Here is a 14184-nt window from a genome sequence, read left to right as displayed (position 1 = left end):
TCCACGGGGTTCGGCCCCTTAGTCTGGTGCTGCAATCGACCATCGACTACGGTCCACCGACTACGTCATCGGCAAGTAGGGACACATGTACGTCTGGATCTGGCGTCATCTGCCGGGCAACGCATGGGTGAAGGCGCTGATCTCGCTGCTGCTCGTGCTGGCGATCGTCTACGCCCTCTTCCAGTACGTCTTCCCCTGGGCGGAACCGCTGCTGCCGTTCAATGACGTGACGGTCGACAACGGCCTGCCGGCCGGCAGTGCAACGACGGAATGGCGGTAACGCGGTGAGCGCGCGCATCCTGGTCGTGGACAACTACGACAGCTTCGTCTTCAACCTCGTCCAGTACCTCTACCAGCTCGGCGCCGAGTGCGAAGTGCGCCGCAACGACGAGGTCGAGCCGGCCCACGCCCAGGACGGCTTCGACGGCGTCCTGCTGTCCCCCGGCCCGGGCGCGCCCGAACAGGCCGGGGTCTGCATCGACATGGTGCGCCACTGCGCGAGGACGGGAGTGCCGGTCTTCGGCGTCTGCCTGGGCATGCAGTCGATGGCCGTCGCCTACGGCGGCGTCGTCGACCGCGCCCCCGAGCTGCTGCACGGCAAGACCTCGCCGGTGACCCACGAGGGCAAGGGCGTCTTCAACGGCCTGCCCTCGCCCTTCACGGCCACCCGCTACCACTCCCTGGCCGTCGAGCGGGACCGCTGGCCGGACGAGCTGGAGATCACCGCCTGGACCGAGAACGGCATCGCCATGGGCCTGCGCCACCGCGACCTGCCCGTCGAGGGCGTGCAGTTCCACCCCGAGTCCGTGCTCACCGAGTTCGGGCACCGGATGCTCGCCAACTGGCTGGTCGCCTGCGGCGACATGGGGGCGGTGGAACGCTCGGCCGGGCTCGCACCGGTGGTGGGCAAGGGCGGGGCGTGACCGCACTCCGGCCCGAGCAGGACCCCCTCCTGGCCGCGCGGCCGACGACCTACGGCACGGGGTACGTCTCCCAGCCCCTGCCGCCGGAGGACGACGCGACGCTCACGTTGCGCCGCGTGGAGCCCGCGCCGCCGGTGGTCACCGGGGGGCGCGCCGAGCGGCGCAAGGCCGCCCAGCGCGCCGCGCGCGCCCGCAAGGACAGCGTCGGCGTGATCGTGAGCCGGCTGGTCGGCGAGCTGTTCATCACCCTGGGCCTCGTCATGCTGCTGTTCGTCGCCTACCAGCTGTGGTGGACGAACGTCATCGCCCAGCGGCAGGCGGGCGGCGCCGCCAGTCATCTGCAGAACAGCTGGGAGAAGGGTGACGGCCCCGACCGGGACGCGGGGACGTTCTCGCCGGGCCAGGGCTTCGCGATCATCTACATCCCCCGCCTGGACGTGAAGGCCCCCATCGCCCAGGGCATCAACAAGCACAAGGTGCTCGACCGCGGCATGGTGGGGCACTACGAGGGCGACGGGCCCGGCGCGCTCAAGACCGCGATGCCCTGGGACAAGCAGGGCAACTTCGCGCTGGCCGGGCACCGCAACACCCACGGCGAACCGTTCCGCTACGTCAACCAGCTGAAGCCCGGCGACAAGATCGTCGTGGAGACGAAGAGCGCCTTCTACACCTATGAGATGACCAGCCGACTGGATCAGACGTCGCCCGCGAACGTCCGGGTCATCGACCCCGTGCCCGCCGGATCGGGCTTCACCAGGCCGGGCCGCTACATCACGCTGACCACCTGCACCCCGGAGTTCACCAGTACCTACCGCATGATCGTGTGGGGCAAGATGGTCGACGAGCGGCCCCGGACCGAGGGTAAGCCGGACGCTCTCGTCAACTGAGACACGCGAGAACAGCGAAGCGGGGTACGAACGTCTGTGGCACGGACTGACCGCGTACGGGGGCGGATCGCCGCCACCGTCGGCGTCATCGGCGAGCTGCTGATCACCGCAGGCGTGATCATGGCCCTCTTCGTCGTCTACTCCCTGTGGTGGACGAACGTCCTGGCCGACCGCGAGGCCAAGAAGCAGGGCAACCAGGTGCGCGACCACTGGGCGAGGTCCACCGGCCCCGGCGCCCTGGACACCAAGGACGGCATCGGCTTCCTGCACGTACCGGCCATGCGCAACGGCGAGGTGCTGGTCAAGGCCGGCACCGGCGGCAAGGTCCTCAACGAGGGCGTCGCCGGCTACTACCGCGAGCCCGTGAAGTCGGGCATGCCCTGGGACAAGCAGGGCAACTTCACGCTGGCCGCGCACCGCGACGGGCACGGCGCGAAGTTCCACAACATTGACAAGATCAGGACCGGTGACCCGGTCGTCTTCGAGACGCGCGACACCTGGTACGTCTACAAGGTCTACGCCGACCTGAAGCAGACCTCCCGCTTCAACGTCGACGTCATCGACCCGGTGCCCAAGGAGTCCGGGAAGACCACCCCGGGCCGCTTCCTCACCCTGACGACCTGCACGCCCGTCTACACCTCCGACTACCGCTACGTCGTCTGGGCCGAGCTGGAGCGCACCGAGAAGGTCGACGCCAAGCGCACCCCGCCCAGGGAACTGCGCTGACGGCCCGTAGGGCACACAACACGAAGCCCCGGCCCCCCAGAGGGGTGCCGGGGCTTCGGTGCGTTCAACGGGCGTCCACGGGCCCGTAACGGTCCCGTAGGGCCGCTTGTCAGTGCCGGCCGCCGGTCAGGCCGCCGAAGAGGCCGCCGATGTCCTGGCCGCCCGTCTGACCGCCGGTCTGGCCCGCGGGGCCGCCGCTGGCGCCGCCGGGACCGGCCACCGTGGTGAGGTTGACCGGGGTGTCCTTGGGCACCTGGGCGTTGGCCTGCGGGTCGGTGACCAGCACGATGGCGTTGTCGTCCTGCGGGCCGGTGATGTTGCCGACCTTCAGGCCCGCGTCCGTCAGCGCCTTCCTGGCGTCCTTGAGCTTCTGGTTGACCACGCCGGGCACCGTCGACTTCTGCGCCCCGCCCTTCGAGACGAAGAGGGTCACCGTGGAGCCCTGGCGCGCCGAGGTGTTGCCGTCCGGGCTCTGCCGCACGACCGTGCCGGCCGGCTTGTCGGAGTTCTCCTCGTCCTCCTTGACGACCTGGAAGCCGTTGTCGGAGAGCTGCTTCTTCGCGGCGTCGAACATCTGGCCGACGACGGAGGGGACCGTCTTGGTCGCGGCCTGGGAGGCGACCGTGAGGGTGATCTCCGTGCCCTTCTCGGCCTTCTCCCCGCTCTTGGGGTCCTGGTCGAGAACGGTGTTCGGGGTCCGCTCGGACTCCTTCTGCTTCTGCCGGACGGTGAAGCCCTTGCCCTCGAGCGTGGCCTTCGCCTCGTCGAAGGAGGCGCCGAGCACGTCCGGCACCGAGACCTTCTCCGCGCCCTGGGAGACGACGACCTTGACCTCGCTGTCGCGCTCCACCTTGGAGCCCGCCTTGGGGTTCTGGTCGCAGATCTTGCCCTTGGGCTGGTCGCAGAACTTCTTCTCGCCCTCGGCGACCTTGAAGCCGCCGTTCTCGCCCGACCGCTGAGCCTCCGCCAGCGTCTGGCCGATCAGCGGCGGCACCGTCACCTGGGAGTTGTTGCCGCCGCCGCTGAAGAGCGACTTGCCGATGAAGATCGCGCCGACGAGCACCAGAACGCCCGCGACCACCAGCAGGATGGTGGAGAGGTTGCTCTTCTTGCCGCCCCCGCCGCGGTGTCCGCCGCCGGAGCCGTCGTCGTAACCGCCGTAGCCGCCGCCGTCGGCGACGGGCGGCATCATCGAGGTCTGCCCGGGCGCGCCCACGTGGTCCTGCGGCCGCAGCATGGTGGTGGGCTGGTCCTCGGTGCCGTAGCCCACGACACCCATGGAGGCGGTCGCCGCCACGGGCTGGCCCTCCAGGGCCGCCTCGATGTCGGCGCGCATCTCGTCGGCCGACTGGTAGCGGTAGTCCGGGTCCTTGGTCAGCGCCTTGAGGACGATGGCGTCCATCTCGGGCGTGATCTCGGGGTCGTGGATGCTCGGCGGGTTCGGCTCCTCCCGCACGTGCTGGTAGGCCACGGCCACGGGCGAGTCGCCCACGAAGGGCGGACGGACCGTCAGCAGCTCGTAGAGCAGGCAGCCCGTGGAGTAGAGGTCGGAACGCGCGTCGACCTGTTCGCCCTTGGCCTGCTCGGGCGAGAGGTACTGGGCGGTGCCGATGACCGCGGCCGTCTGAGTCATCGTCATGCCGGAGTCGCCCATCGCGCGGGCGATGCCGAAGTCCATGACCTTGACCTGACCGGTGCGGGTCAGCATCACGTTGGCCGGCTTGATGTCACGGTGGACGATGCCGGCCCGGTGGGAGTACTCCAGCGCCTGCAGGACGCCGATGGTCATCTCCAGCGACCGCTCGGGCAGCAGCTTGCGGCCGGAGTGCAGCAGCTCGCGCAGGGTGGACCCGTCGACGTACTCCATGACGATGTACGGGATCGAGACCCCGTCCACGTAGTCCTCGCCGGTGTCGTACACGGCGACGATCGACGGGTGGTTGAGCGAGGCGGCCGACTGGGCCTCACGGCGGAACCGGGCCTGGAAGGACGGGTCGCGGGCGAGGTCCACCCGCAACGTCTTCACGGCGACGGTGCGGCCGAGCCGGGTGTCGTGGGCGAGGTAGACCTCGGCCATGCCACCGCGACCGAGCACCGAGCCCAGCTCGTACCGGCCGCCGAGGCGACGCGGCTCTTCCATAGCTCCAGCCCTTCCGTTTCCTGACCGCACCTACGTCACGTCCGGCGGTGTGCTGTCCGGCATACCGTACCCGGCACGCAGGGCAGCTTCCGGGCGCGACGGCCACCCGATATACGACCGGTACCGACGAAAGCAGTGATCGGCTGCGGAGGGTGAGCCGGATCACTTCTCCGTCTTGAGCACCGCTTCCATCACGCTCTTCGCGATGGGCGCCGCGAGCTTGCCACCGGCGATGTCGTCACGGACCGTCTCCGAGCCCTCGATGACGACGGCGACGGCGACCGGCGAGCCGTCGCCGGTCTTCGCGTAGGACAGGAACCACGCGTAGGGGTTGCCGCTGTTGTCGACACCGTGCTGAGCGGTACCGGTCTTGCCACCCACCTTGACGCCATTGATCTGAGCGGCGGTTCCGGTGCCCTTCTCGACGACCGTCTCCATGATGCTCTGCAGCTTCCGCGCGTTGTCGGCGGAGATCGGCTGGCTCATTTCCTTCGGCGTGTGGTGCTCGATCACGTTCAGGTTCGGTGCGCGCAGCTTGTCGACCATGTACGGCTCCATGAGCTTGCCGTTGTTGGCGACCGCGGCGGCGACCATGGCCATCTGCAGCGGGGTGGCGCGGTTGGAGGCCTGGCCGATGCCGGCCATGGCGTTCTGCGGCCGGTTGTCCTTGGGGTAGACGCTGGGCACGGCGCGCACGGGCGTGTCGACCGGCTTGTTGAAGCCGAACTTCTCCGCCGTCTCCATCATCTTCTTGTTGCCGAGGTCGGCGCTGATCTTGCCGAAGACGGTGTTGCACGAGTACTGCAGGGCCACCCGCAGGGAGGCTTCCTTGCAGGGGATGTTGCCCTCGTTCTCCAGCGCGACACGGGTGTCGGGCAGGATCCACGGCAGCGGCGAGTCGGTCTTGGAGTCGACGTCCTTGTAGAGGCCGTTCTCCAGCGCCGCGGCGGCGGTGACGACCTTGAAGGTGGAGCCCGGCGGGTAGGTCTGCTTCAGCGCCCGGTTGAGCATCGGCTGGCTCTTGTCGGCCTGCAGCTCCTTCCACGCCTTGTCGTCCTGGGCCCCGGCGATGCGCGAGGGGTCGTACGAGGGCGTGGAGGCCAGGGCGAGGATCTTGCCGGTGCGCGGGTCGATGGCGGCGACGGCGCCCTTCTTGTCCCCGAGGCCCTTGAAGGCGGCCTCCTGGGCCTTGGTGTTGAGGGTGGTGATCACGTCACCGCCCTTCTTGCCCTTGCCGGTGATCATGTCGACGGTCCGGTTGAAGAACAGCCGGTCGTCGTCGCCCGTCAGGACCTTGTCCTCGAGCTTCTCGATCTGGTTGGCGTCGAACACCTGCGAGCTGTAGCCCGTGACCGGAGCCCACATCTCGCCGTTCTTGTAGGTGCGCTTGTACTTGAAGTCGATGCCACCGGTCTCCTGGGAGCCGGTGACGGCCTGGCCGTCGACGATGATGTTGCCCCGCGGCTGGCTGTAGCGGGCGATCGTGACGCGGCGGTTGTGCTTGTTGGCCTTGAGCTCGTCGGCCTGGACGAACTGGATCCAGTTGTCGCGGATCATCAGGGCCAGGACGAGCAGGCCGCAGAAGATGGCGATCCGGCGCACGGGCTTGTTCACGGGCGGACCACCTGGGTCATCTCGGCGTCGGGGGAGGGAGCGGGGGCGGGCGCGGGGCGGCGCGCGGTGTCGCTGATCTTGATGAGCACGGCGATGAGCGCCCAGTTGGCGATGACCGAGGAACCACCCTGCGCCATGAACGGCATGGTCATACCGGTCAGCGGGATGAGGCCCATGACACCGCCGGCGACCACGAAGACCTGGATGGCGAAGGCGCCGGACAGGCCGGTGGCGAGCAGCTTGCCGAACGGGTCGCGGGCGGCCAGCGCGGTGCGTACGCCGCGCTCCACGATCAGGCCGTAGACCAGGAGTATGGCCATGACGCCGGCCAGGCCCAGCTCCTCGCCGACCGTGGCCAGGATGAAGTCGGAGTTGGCTGCGAAGCCGATGAGGTCCGAGTGACCCTGGCCCCAGCCCGTGCCGAACACGCCGCCGGAGCCGAAGGCCATCAGCGCCTGCGCGATCTGGTCGGAGCTGCCGTCCTTGAACGCGTCGAAGGGGTGCAGCCAGGCGGTGACGCGCTCCTGGACGTGGTGCTCGAAGGTCGACACGGCGACCGCGCCGACGGCCGACATCAGCAGACCGAAGACGATCCAGCTGGTGCGCTCGGTCGCGACGTAGAGCATCACGACGAACATGCCGAAGAACAGCAGCGAGGTGCCGAGGTCGGTCTCGAAGACCAGGATCAGGATGGAGAACGCCCAGACCGCCAGGATCGGGCCGAGGTCACGGCCGCGCGGCAGGTACAGGCCCATGAAGCGGCGGCTGGCCAGGGCCAGGGCGTCACGTTTCACCATCAGATAGCCGGCGAAGAAGATCGCCAGGACGATCTTCGCGAACTCACCCGGCTGGATCGAGCCCAGACCCGGGATGGTGATCCAGATGCGGGCGCCGAACTTCGCGGGGAAGAACATCGGGGCGATCAGCAGGATCAGCGCCGCCACCATGGAGATGTAGGTGTAGCGCTGGAGGATGCGGTGGTCCTTCAGCAGGATCAGCACCGCCACGAACAGCGCGATGCCCAGCGCCGAGAACAGCAGCTGGTTGGTGGCGCTGGCGTGGAAGAACTTACGGGCCTGAAGGCGCGGCGACTGGTCGAGCCGCCAGATGATGACCAGGCCGATGCCGTTGAGGAACGTGGCCATCGGCAGCAGCAGCGGGTCGGCGTACGGAGCGAACTTCCGCACCACCAGATGGCCGACGCCCGCCAGCAGGCCGAGCCCGATGCCGTAGCCGAGCATGCCCGTGGGCATCTCGCCGTCCAGGGCCAGGCCGACGTTGGCGTAGGCGAAGCAGGAGATGAGCACGGCGAAGGCCAGCAGCGCGAGCTCGGTGTTGCGCCTGCTCGGCGGGCCTGCACTGCTGATCGTCGTATTGGTGGTGTTCGGCATGGGTGACATCGCTGACATGGCGTCGTGGCCCCTTACGGCTTTACTGCTGAGCGCTGCTGCACTGCGGGACCAACTTCTGCTCTTCCTCGCTGAGGGTGGGGCCCGGTGCCGGGGTCGGCGTGGCCTGGGCGGCGCCCGCGCGGGCCTCCGCCGAGTCCTTGGCGGGATCCTTTGCCGCGCCGCCGGTCCGGTCGGTGTTCTGCTTCTCGCTCTCGCGCTGCTGCTGCTCGGCCTTGCGCCGCTCGTCTTCCTTCTTGCAGGCACCGGCGAGCGTGCCGAGTTCCCTGGCCTTCTGCAGGGCCTGGTCCCGGCTGCCGACCGCGATCGTGTCCACGACACGGCTGCGCTGGTCGACGGGGAGGTACTTGAGTTCGATCTCGGGGTGGTCCTTGTACAGCTTGCTCAGGCTCACCCACGCCAGGTCCTGGTTGATGCCCTGGTAGACGGCCACGTGGTCGTTGTCCTTGGCGCCCACGTAGTACTGCGTCTGGGTCCACTGGTAGCCGCCGTACAGGCCGCCGCCGATGACACCGAGCGCGAGCGCGATGATCAGCGACCGCTTGAGCCACTTGCCCTTGCGGCGCGGCTTGACGAAGTCCTCGTCCGTGAACGGGCCGAACGCGCCGTCCGGCATCCCGCCCATGCCCGGCTCGCCGCTGCCGGGCGGCCCGAAGCCGCCGTGCGGGCCGTCCTGCGACGGTACGGGCCGGTGGGCGCGGGCGTGCTCGGCGGCACGGCCGGCCGGGGTCTGCATGGCGCCGTCATCGCCCAGCTGCAGCTGGTTCTCGGCGACCGCGCCGACGACCACGGGCGTGTCGTTGAGCTGTCCGGCGAGCGTGTCACCGCCGTCGACGTCGAGGACGTCGGCGACGATGCAGGTGATGTTGTCCGGGCCGCCGCCGCGCAGGGCGAGCTGGATGAGCTCCTGAACCGTCTCGTGCGGCCCCTGGTAGCTGGCGAGCGCCTCTTCCATCGTCTGGTGGCTGACGACACCGGAGAGCCCGTCGGAGCAGATCAGATAGCGGTCGCCGGCCCGCACCTCGCGGATCGACAGGTCCGGCTCCACATGGTCGCCGCTGCCCAGCGCGCGCATCAGCAGGGAGCGCTGCGGGTGGGTGGTGGCCTCTTCCTCGGTGATGCGGCCCTCGTCGACCAGGCGCTGCACCCAGGTGTGGTCCTGGGTGATCTGCGTGAGGACGCCGTCACGCAGCAGGTACGCGCGCGAGTCGCCGACGTGCACCAGGCCCAGGCGCTGCCCGGTCCACAGCAGCGCGGTGAGCGTGGTGCCCATGCCCTCGAGCTGCGGGTCCTCCTCGACCATGACGCGCAACTGCTCGTTGGCCCGCTGCACGGCACTGCCGAGGGAGGTGAGGATGTCGGAGCCCGGGACGTCGTCGTCGAGCGTGACCAGAGTGGAGATCACCTCGGAGGAGGCGACCTCACCGGCGGCCTGGCCGCCCATGCCGTCGGCGATGGCGAGCAGCCGGGGGCCGGCATAACCGGAATCCTCGTTGCCCTCCCGGATCATGCCCTTGTGCGATCCGGCGGCGAAACGCAGAGACAGACTCATGCGCACCTCGCCCGTCGGCTCCGGGTACAGCCCCTTCCCAGCCACGCTGCCCACCCTCCGGTCGTCATGGGTCCTACTACTTCCGCAGCTCGATGACGGTCTTGCCGATACGGATCGGCGCGCCGAGCGGGATCGGGGTCGGAGTGGTCAGCCGGGTGCGGTCGAGATACGTGCCGTTGGTCGACCCGAGGTCCTCGACGATCCACTGGCCGTCGCGGTCGGGATAGATCCTGGCATGCCTGCTGGAGGCGTAGTCGTCGTCCAGCACGATCGTCGAGTCGTGCGCGCGACCGAGGGAGATCGTCTGGCCCTGCAGGGCGACGGTGGTGCCGGTGAGGGTTCCTTCGGAGACCACCAGCTTGGTGGGCGCGCCGCGGCGGCCGCGGTCGGCACGGCGGCCGCCGGTCTGCTGCTGGCGCTGCTGCGGCGGCGCGGTCTGCTGCTGTTGCTGCTGCGCGCGCTGCGGCCGTCCGCCGTCACCGCCGCGACGGGATCCGCGCTGCGTGACGCGGGTCCCGAACAGATCGCTGCGGATGACCTGTACGGCCACGATGACGAACAGCCACAGTACGGCGAGGAAACCCAACCGCATGACCGTGAGGGTCAGCTCTGACATTGCCCCCGCTTCACCCTTCGGCTTGCCGATAAACGATGGTGGTGCTGCCCACGACGATGCGCGAGCCGTCGCGGAGCGTAGCGCGCGTGGTGTGCTGTCCGTCCACCACGATGCCGTTGGTCGACCCCAGGTCCTGGATCGTCGCGGGGGTGCCGACCCGGATTTCGCAGTGCCGGCGGGAGACGCCGGGGTCGTCGATGCGTACGTCCGCTTCGGTGCTGCGGCCCAGCACCAGGGTGGGCCGCGAGATCTGGTGACGGGTGCCGTTGATCTCGATCCAGCGGCGCGTCTGCGTCCCCGGTACGGCGCCGGGCCCCGGACCGCCACTGCGCGGCTGGGGGCGGGCGCCGGGCGGCGGGGACGTGGGCATGGGCGGCGGGCCGGCGGGCTGCGCCGGGTAGCCGGCGCCGTTGGTGACGGCTCCGCCCGAGGTGCGCGGCCCGGCCTGCGGCCGGCCGTGCGGGTCCTGCGACTCGCTGGAGGCGAGGGTGCGGCTGCGCACCCGGTACAGACCGGTGTCGAGATCGTCGGCCTTCTCCAGGTGGACCTTGATGGTCCCCATGAAGGTGTACCGCTGCTGTTTGGCGTAGTCGCGGACCATGCCGGACAGCTCGTCGCCGAGCTGGCCCGAGTACGGGCTGAGCCGCTCGAAGTCGGGTGCGCTCAGTTCGACGATGAAGTCGTTCGGGACGACGGTGCGGTCACGGTTCCAGATCGTGGCGTTGTTGTCGCACTCCCGCTGGAGTGCGCCCGCGATCTCGACAGGCTGCACCTCGGACTTGAACACCTTGGCGAAGGTGCCGTTCACGAGACCCTCGAGTCGCTGCTCGAAGCGCTTCAGTACTCCCACGGGGCACCTCCTTCCCTCAGTGACGTCTCTGATGCTCAGTGTCGTTCCTGATACTGCTTACTGATCGTATCCACGCGTCGGGAAAACGGCTGGTTCCCCTTCGGCGCCAGGAGTGACGAGTGTCGCCTTCGCGCGCCCGCCTACGGGGGATCGTAGAGGCGGTCTGACGCCAGTGTCCCGCAACCGGAGCCCTCCTCGCGGCCCCCCGGGGGACGGGCGGCCGGCAACGAGTGTGAAGGCACCCTCCGGAGCGTGCTAATGTTCTGCATGTCGAAAGGCGAACGGACACGAACCGGGCGGAAAAGCCGGGCAAAGGTCCAGAAACCGGAAGACGCACCCATGCGCGGGTGGCGGAATAGGCAGACGCGCTGGATTCAGGTTCCAGTGCCCGAAAGGGCGTGGGGGTTCAACTCCCCCCTCGCGCACCATCGCTCCCCAGGTCTTCGGACCTGGGGAGCTTTGTTTTTCCCCGGCGCTTTCCCCGAGGCTTTTCCCTGACCGGTTCTCTCCGGCCGCCTTCCGCGCTGCCGGCCCGTTGTCCACCGCCGGTTTCGCGGGCGTGTTCCGCGTGCCGCGTCCCGCGCCGTTCGCGCTGTGAGATGCGGCACCCACACCTCCTGTGCGCCCGGGGACGCGACGGTACGGTCAGGGGCAGTTGACGCCCGCGCGAGGCCGCGCCGTGGTGAAGGGGAGGTGGCGCCGCGATGTCGCGACTGCCGTACGTACCGGGATTCGCCCGGCCGGTGGCCGGGGGAGAGAGCCGCAGGGCCGGCAAGGCCGCCGGGAAGGCGCTGCGGGAGCGGGTGCCGAGGTCCGCGCACGCGGACTGGAAGCCCGGGGCCGGGCGTCCCGGCGCGGTGGAATCGGTCGAGGCCGCCAACGCCGGCCGGCTGCCCGAGCTGACGCCGATCCGCGTCGGCCGCATGGCCGCCTCCCCCTTCGCCTTCCTGCGCGGCTCGGCCGGGCTGATGGGCTACGACCTGGCGGACTCGCCCGTCACCGGCGTGGGCGCCCAGCTCTGCGGCGACGCGCACGCCGCCAACTTCGGGCTGTACGGCGACGCCCGCGGCGAACTGGTCATCGACCTGAACGACTTCGACGAGACCCTCCACGGACCGTGGGAGTGGGACGTGAAGCGGCTCGCCGCCTCGCTGGTGCTGGCCGGCCGGGAGGCGGGGGCGGACGAGCCCGGCTGCCGGGCCGCGGCGCGGGACGCGGTGGGCGCCTACCGGCACACGATGCGACTGCTGGCCCGGATGCCGGCGACCGCGGCGTGGAACGCCATCGCGGATGAGGAACTCGTCTCCCACGCCGACGCCCACCAGCTGATGGGCACGCTGGAGCGGGTCTCGGAGAAGGCCCGGCGGAACACGAGCGCGCGCTTCGCGGCGAAGGCCACCGAGCGGGACGGGCGGGGCGGGCGGCGGTTCGTGGACGCTCCGCCCGTGCTGCGCCGGGTGCCCGAGCGGGAGGCGGCGGCGGTGGCGTCCTCGCTCGGCGAGTACGTGGGCACGCTGCCGGTGGATCTGCTGCCGCTGCTGGCCCGGCACGAGATACAGGACGTGGCGTTCCGGGTGGTGGGGACGGGCAGCGTGGGGCTGCGGTCCTATGTGGTGCTGCTGCTCGACCACCGGGGCGAGGCGCTGGTGCTGCAGGTGAAGGAGGCGCGGCCCTCGGTCCTGCTGCCGTACGCGCAGAAGGCGGGCTTCCCCGCGGGGGTCGCCGGGCACGAGGGGCGGCGCGTGGTGCTCGGGCAGAAGTCGATGCAGGTCGTCAGCGATGTGCTGCTGGGCTGGACGACGGTCGAGGGGCGGCCGTATCAGGTGCGGCAGTTCCGCAACCGCAAGGGGAGCGTGGACCCGGCGGCCCTGGCCCCCGGCGAGATCGACGACTACGCGCGGATGACGGGGGCGCTGCTGGCCCGGGCGCACGCGCACAGCGCGGATCCGCTGGTGATAGCCGGCTACTGCGGCAAGGGGGACGAGCTGGACGAGGCCGTCGCCTCCTTCGCCATGGCCTACGCGGACCGTACGGAGGCGGATCACGCGGAACTGGTCGCGGCGGTGCGCGGCGGGCGGCTGGCGGCGGAGACGGGAGTGTAGGAGAGGGTGTGCCGCTCTGGGCGGATCCGTTCCGCGGGAGGGGATCCGCCCTGGTCGGAAGGGCCGCGTCGGAAGGGCCGGAATTCGCCCCTCCGGTGATCGAGGAGCGTGCTCCGGCCCGTCGGCCCACCTCGTACGCTGGGCGGGTGACGAATGCGGAAGCCGAACAGAGCCAGGCCGAGGATCCCGCCGCCGAGCGGCTCGCGCAGGCCGTGCGGACGGCAGAGCAGGCGCTGATCGAGTTCGAGATCGCGGTGGAGACCTTCCGGGTGGAGGTCGAGAACTTCTCCCGGCTGCACCACCAGCGCCTCGGCCCGATGTACGCCCGACTCGACGAGCTGGAGGCGCTGATCGCGGAGGCGGTGGCGGCGCGCTCGGGCGACGCCGAGGACCTGCGGCGGGCCCGGGAGGCCCGGGGGCTGGTGCAGCCGATGCCGGAGGTGGAGCAGCTGTTCGGCGGCTGGATGGACAGCGAGGGCCTCTCGCCCGAGGCGTCCGCGATGCTGACCGAGCGGCCGGTGCAGCCGCCCAAGCGGGTGCGGCCCAGCGGCGAGGCCCGGCGCGCGTTCCGTGAGCTGGTCCGCAAGGCCCATCCCGACCTGGCGCTGGACGAGGCCGACCGGCAGCGGCGCGAGGCCTTCATCGTGCGGGTGAACGCCGCGTACGGCGACGGCAACGAGGCGCTGCTGCGGGAGCTGGCCGAGGAGTGGGCGGCCGGTCCGCTGCCCGCGCAGCGGCGCCCGAGCCGCGGCGAGGAGCTCTACGAACGGCTGGAGTGGCTGGCCGCACGCAAGGAGCTGCTGGCGGCGGTGGCGGCGGAGCTGGAGTCGTCCGCGATCGGCGCGATGATCAAAATGGCGCCGGACGACCCGGACGGGCTGTTGGCGGAGATCGCCGACGGGCTCGTGGCACAGATCGCCGAGCGGGAGGCCCGGCTGGCCTCGCTGGTCGGGTAGCGTCGGGGGCATGTTTGGTTCCGGTGTTCCCACGGTCGCTGTCGACGCTCTCTCGTCCGATGATTTCCTGCTGGACGTCCGCGAGGACGACGAGTGGCAGGCAGGGCACGCCGAGGGTGCGCTGCACATCCCGATGAGCGACTTCGTGGCGCGCTTCGGTGATCTGATGGAGAAGGCCCCCGAGGGCGGCCGGATCAACGTCATCTGCCGCTCCGGCGGCCGTTCGGCTCAGGTCACCGCGTATCTGGTGCAGCAGGGCCTGGACGCGGCGAACGTGGCCGGCGGCATGCAGCACTGGGAGGCCGCAGGCCGCCCGGTCGTGACGGCGGACGGCGCCGTCGGCGCGGTCATCTAGCGAACGGGGCAGCCGGCCCGGCCGGCTGTTCGGCGGCCGGGGGCTTCGTTCCTT

The 14184-nt window shown here is 70.2% G+C and carries 13 protein-coding genes and 1 tRNA gene; 8 read left to right on the top strand and 6 right to left on the bottom strand.

Going from position 1 to position 14184, the window contains the following annotated elements:
* The first annotated feature begins 85 nt into the window (after positions 1-85).
* Genes ACIGXW_RS23290 through ACIGXW_RS23275 form a run of 4 tightly spaced genes read left to right on the top strand, consistent with a single transcriptional unit; the run spans position 86 to position 2536 of the window.
* Entirely contained in the window at positions 86-280 is a 195-nt protein-coding gene (locus ACIGXW_RS23290; protein ID WP_071963675.1) for a hypothetical protein, read from the top strand.
* 4 nt (positions 281-284) lie between these two features.
* A complete protein-coding gene (locus ACIGXW_RS23285; protein ID WP_071965691.1) occupies positions 285-923 on the top strand; it encodes an aminodeoxychorismate/anthranilate synthase component II in 639 nt (212 codons plus the stop codon).
* Positions 920-1810, top strand: a complete 891-nt coding sequence (locus ACIGXW_RS23280) for a class E sortase (protein ID WP_399574867.1) — start codon at positions 920-922, stop codon at positions 1808-1810. Before ACIGXW_RS23285 ends, ACIGXW_RS23280 begins: the two co-directional genes overlap by 4 nt.
* 36 nt (positions 1811-1846) lie before the next feature.
* Complete coding sequence (locus ACIGXW_RS23275; RefSeq protein ID WP_399574866.1) at positions 1847-2536, top strand: class E sortase; 690 nt, start codon at positions 1847-1849, stop codon at positions 2534-2536.
* A 109-nt stretch (positions 2537-2645) separates the two neighbouring features.
* On the opposite strand, the gene pknB is transcribed toward ACIGXW_RS23275, so the two are convergent.
* From pknB to ACIGXW_RS23245, 6 genes are all read right to left on the bottom strand, one after another.
* Positions 2646-4676, bottom strand: coding sequence for a Stk1 family PASTA domain-containing Ser/Thr kinase (gene pknB, locus ACIGXW_RS23270; RefSeq protein WP_399574865.1), 2031 nt, complete (start codon positions 4674-4676; stop codon positions 2646-2648).
* A gap of 162 nt (positions 4677-4838) precedes the next feature.
* Complete coding sequence (locus ACIGXW_RS23265; RefSeq protein WP_071963678.1) at positions 4839-6290, bottom strand: penicillin-binding transpeptidase domain-containing protein; 1452 nt, start codon at positions 6288-6290, stop codon at positions 4839-4841.
* The gene (locus tag ACIGXW_RS23260) at positions 6287-7690 is read right to left on the bottom strand and encodes an FtsW/RodA/SpoVE family cell cycle protein (RefSeq protein ID WP_399575117.1); all 1404 of its coding nucleotides are present in this window, start codon (positions 7688-7690) and stop codon (positions 6287-6289) included. Before ACIGXW_RS23260 ends, ACIGXW_RS23265 begins: the two co-directional genes overlap by 4 nt.
* Positions 7691-7721: 31 nt before the next feature.
* Positions 7722-9251 (bottom strand): Stp1/IreP family PP2C-type Ser/Thr phosphatase, encoded by a 1530-nt coding sequence (locus ACIGXW_RS23255; RefSeq protein ID WP_071963726.1) that lies wholly within the window; start codon positions 9249-9251, stop codon positions 7722-7724.
* Positions 9252-9327: 76 nt separating this feature from the next.
* On the bottom strand, positions 9328-9867 hold the full coding sequence (locus ACIGXW_RS23250; RefSeq protein ID WP_399574864.1) for an FHA domain-containing protein: 540 nt from the start codon (positions 9865-9867) through the stop codon (positions 9328-9330).
* A gap of 10 nt (positions 9868-9877) precedes the next feature.
* The gene (locus ACIGXW_RS23245) at positions 9878-10717 is read right to left on the bottom strand and encodes a DUF3662 and FHA domain-containing protein (RefSeq protein WP_071963682.1); all 840 of its coding nucleotides are present in this window, start codon (positions 10715-10717) and stop codon (positions 9878-9880) included.
* Positions 10718-11058: 341 nt separating this feature from the next.
* Here ACIGXW_RS23245 and ACIGXW_RS23240 point away from each other — a divergent pair.
* From ACIGXW_RS23240 to ACIGXW_RS23225, 4 genes are all read left to right on the top strand, one after another.
* Positions 11059-11145, top strand: a tRNA-Leu gene (locus ACIGXW_RS23240).
* Between the two features lie 276 nt (positions 11146-11421).
* A complete protein-coding gene (locus tag ACIGXW_RS23235) occupies positions 11422-12819 on the top strand; it encodes a DUF2252 domain-containing protein (RefSeq protein WP_399574863.1) in 1398 nt (465 codons plus the stop codon).
* A gap of 146 nt (positions 12820-12965) precedes the next feature.
* On the top strand, positions 12966-13775 hold the full coding sequence (locus ACIGXW_RS23230; RefSeq protein WP_071963727.1) for a hypothetical protein: 810 nt from the start codon (positions 12966-12968) through the stop codon (positions 13773-13775).
* Positions 13776-13785: 10 nt separating this feature from the next.
* A complete protein-coding gene (locus ACIGXW_RS23225; RefSeq protein WP_071963684.1) occupies positions 13786-14130 on the top strand; it encodes a rhodanese-like domain-containing protein in 345 nt (114 codons plus the stop codon).
* Positions 14131-14184: the final 54 nt, after the last annotated feature.

The organism is Streptomyces sp. NPDC053079 (genome assembly GCF_044546695.1).
In the GTDB taxonomy this organism is placed as follows: Bacteria; Actinomycetota; Actinomycetes; order Streptomycetales; family Streptomycetaceae; genus Streptomyces.
Note: the sequence above shows the minus strand (reverse complement) of the source record. Positions and strands in the feature narration are given on the sequence as shown.